The sequence below is a fragment of the Geoglobus sp. genome (assembly GCF_054018175.1).
The window spans coordinates 1-2,475 of sequence record NZ_JBPLZQ010000103.1 but is presented as its reverse complement, the minus strand read 5'-3'; the positions used below and the strand labels follow the sequence as shown (position 1 = coordinate 2,475).

3 protein-coding genes are annotated in these 2,475 nt (G+C 49.8%); 2 read left to right on the top strand and 1 reads right to left on the bottom strand.

Annotated elements, in window-relative coordinates; genetic code table 11:
- A partial coding sequence (locus tag ACXJJC_RS08055; protein WP_456370842.1) for a 50S ribosomal protein L11 methyltransferase occupies window positions 1–502 on the top strand: 502 nt, incomplete at its 5' end.
- Here ACXJJC_RS08055 and ACXJJC_RS08050 read toward each other — a convergent pair.
- Entirely contained in the window at window positions 491–988 is a 498-nt protein-coding gene (locus ACXJJC_RS08050; protein ID WP_456370840.1) for a signal peptidase I, read from the bottom strand. The two genes, ACXJJC_RS08055 and ACXJJC_RS08050, sit on opposite strands and share 12 nt — an antisense overlap.
- Before the next feature lie 17 nt (window positions 989–1,005).
- Between ACXJJC_RS08050 and ACXJJC_RS08045 the strand changes: the two genes are divergently transcribed.
- Window positions 1,006–2,475, top strand: a 1,470-nt coding sequence (locus ACXJJC_RS08045; protein WP_456370837.1) for a DNA-directed DNA polymerase II small subunit, incomplete at its 3' end; no start/stop codon positions are given.

The window sequence follows — 2,475 nt, the reverse complement described above, 5'->3', positions numbered from 1 at the left end:
CCAGTATGAAAAAGTGAGGGTGGCGAAGCTCGTCAAAGACGGGGAGATCGTTCTCGACATGTTTGCGGGAATTGGCTACTTTTCGATCCCGATTGCGAAACACTCCCGGGCAAAGAGAATATACTCCATTGAGATAAATCCCGACTCGTACTACTTTCTGCTCGAGAACATCAATCTTAATTCAGTCAAAAACATCGTACCTGTGCTTGGAGATTCCAGCCAGCTCTCTCCTGAGGGTTTTGCGGACAGGGTGGTGATGGGACACATATATGCGGAGGAGTTCCTTGACACTGCAATTTCAGCCCTGAAAGACGAGGGATGGATCCACTATCACGAGGCCGTGCCTGTTAGGGTGATCGGAAGGCCTGTAGAGAGGATAAGGCGAGCTGCAGAGAGGATTGGCGGAGAGGTTCTCGAGGTTAGAATGAGGAGGGTTAAGAACTACGCTCCAAACGCTGTACATGTCGTTGTGGATGCAAAAATTAGAAAGTTATCCAAATAGCAGCCTGAAGTATCCGATGTACGGGATTCTGAACACCGCAACACCTATTATCCACTCCTTCTTTACTGGTTTCGACAGAAACGGCTGGTCTATCATCTGGTTGTGGTCGCCTTTCGTTATGTAACCATCGTTCTCTGCAACGTAATTGCCAATTCTGTCACCCTTTTTCACGTACATTATGGCCCTGTGGATTATTGGCGTTTTGGAACTGTCACCGTTTGGACGGTAAACTATCACATCTCCGTAATTTCCGAACATCTTGTAGTCCTTCAGCTTGCCTTCCATGAACGTGATTATCTCCTTTTTTTCCGGACTCACAAGGAAAACCACATCTCCTACGTGGAGGTTCGGCTCCATGCTTCCGCTCTGCACGGCAACCATGAACGGCCAGGTTCCAGTTAGCGCATAACCTCCACCGGCAATGATCCCGACAATTATAAGAGTGGTGACCACATCCTTAATTAATCCCATCAGTTTATCTTGCATGAAACGGGGGGAATTTCATGGTTATTAAAAATATCGACCCGAAGACTGTTGTGGCAAAATTCGCACTCAATGGTTACAACGTTCACCCGGATGCCGTCAAAATAATACTTTCAAGCAACCTGAATGTCGACAGGGTTGTGGACGAAGTATGCAGAAGGTGTAACGGCTCGTTCATAATAACTCCCGACGAGGTATCTGAGGTTCTGAAGGAGCTTCAGCGCAGAGTGGAGGTTGAGAGGGGTGCTGAAAGTGCGAGAAAGGTGGAGCCTGATGTTTCCCCTACGGCCGAAAAGGCGGGGATCAGAATACTCAAGGATGTCACCGGGAAATCGACATGCAGGGGTACTGTTGACGACTTCGTAGCGTACTTCAACTCGAGATTCGAAAAGATCTCCCAGATCCTCAGGAGAAGGGTTAAGGCTGTGCCCATCTCGTCTCTAACAAAGATCAAGGCTGAAACCGTTGAGGTCATTGGCTTTGCAGACAACGTTAGGGAGCTCAGCGAGGAGAAGGCGGTATTCGAGGTTGAGGACAAGACTGGCAGGATCAGGGTTTACGCGGAGGGGAAGGTGAAGGAGCAGGCGATGGATCTCTTCGGTGATGAGGTGGTGGGCGTAATCGGGAGGCTAAGGGGGAGGAGCATAGTCGCGGACAGGATAATCTTCCCCGAGGTTCCGATGAACGGTGGTTCAAAGCTCAGGAGAGACTTCAGCATGATATTTCTGTCGGACATCCACTTTGGTAGCGACACGTTTCTGAAGGAGGAGTGGGACAGGTTTGTGAGGTGGATAAACTGCGAGAGCGGAAATGAGAAGATGGATAGGCTCGCCGAGTCTGTCAGGTATATTTTCGTAGCTGGAGACGTGGTTGATGGAGTGGGAATATACCCGGATCAGGATAAGGAGCTGGAGATACTCGATATTTACGAGCAGTATGAATTTGCAGCCGAACAGTTCGACAGAATAAGGAAGGATGTCAAAATATTTCTCTCCCCTGGAAATCACGATGCCGTGAGGCAGGCCGAGCCGCAGCCTGCCCTTCCCAAGGAGTTCTCGAGTCTATTTCCCAAGAATGTGGTTCACGTTGGCAACCCGGTGTGGATTGACGTCGAGGGTGTGAAAGTTCTGATGTATCACGGAAGAAGTCTCGACGACATAATCTCCAGAATTCCGAGGCTCAGCTATGAAAGTCCCCAGGATGCAATGGTGGAGCTGCTGAGAAGGAGACATCTCGCTCCGCTTTATGGCGAGAGGAGCCCCATAGCTCCTGAAAAGGAGGATTATCTTGTGATCGATGAGATCCCTGACGTAGTACACTCGGGGCACGTGCACACATACGGCACGGCTTTTTACAGGGGCGTGTTTGTGGTGAACTCCTCAACCTGGCAGAGTCAGACCGAGTTTCAGAAGAAGGTTAACCTGAATCCAATGCCGGGTAACGTGGCAGTGTATCAGCCCGGAGGGAACGTTTACAGGCTGAGGTTTTAC

What these genes read in the sequence shown, in the direction of transcription:
- ACXJJC_RS08050 (WP_456370840.1), bottom strand. Translation starts at nt 988, where the DNA reads ATGCAAGATAAACTGATGGGATTAATTAAGGATGTGGTCACCACTCTT.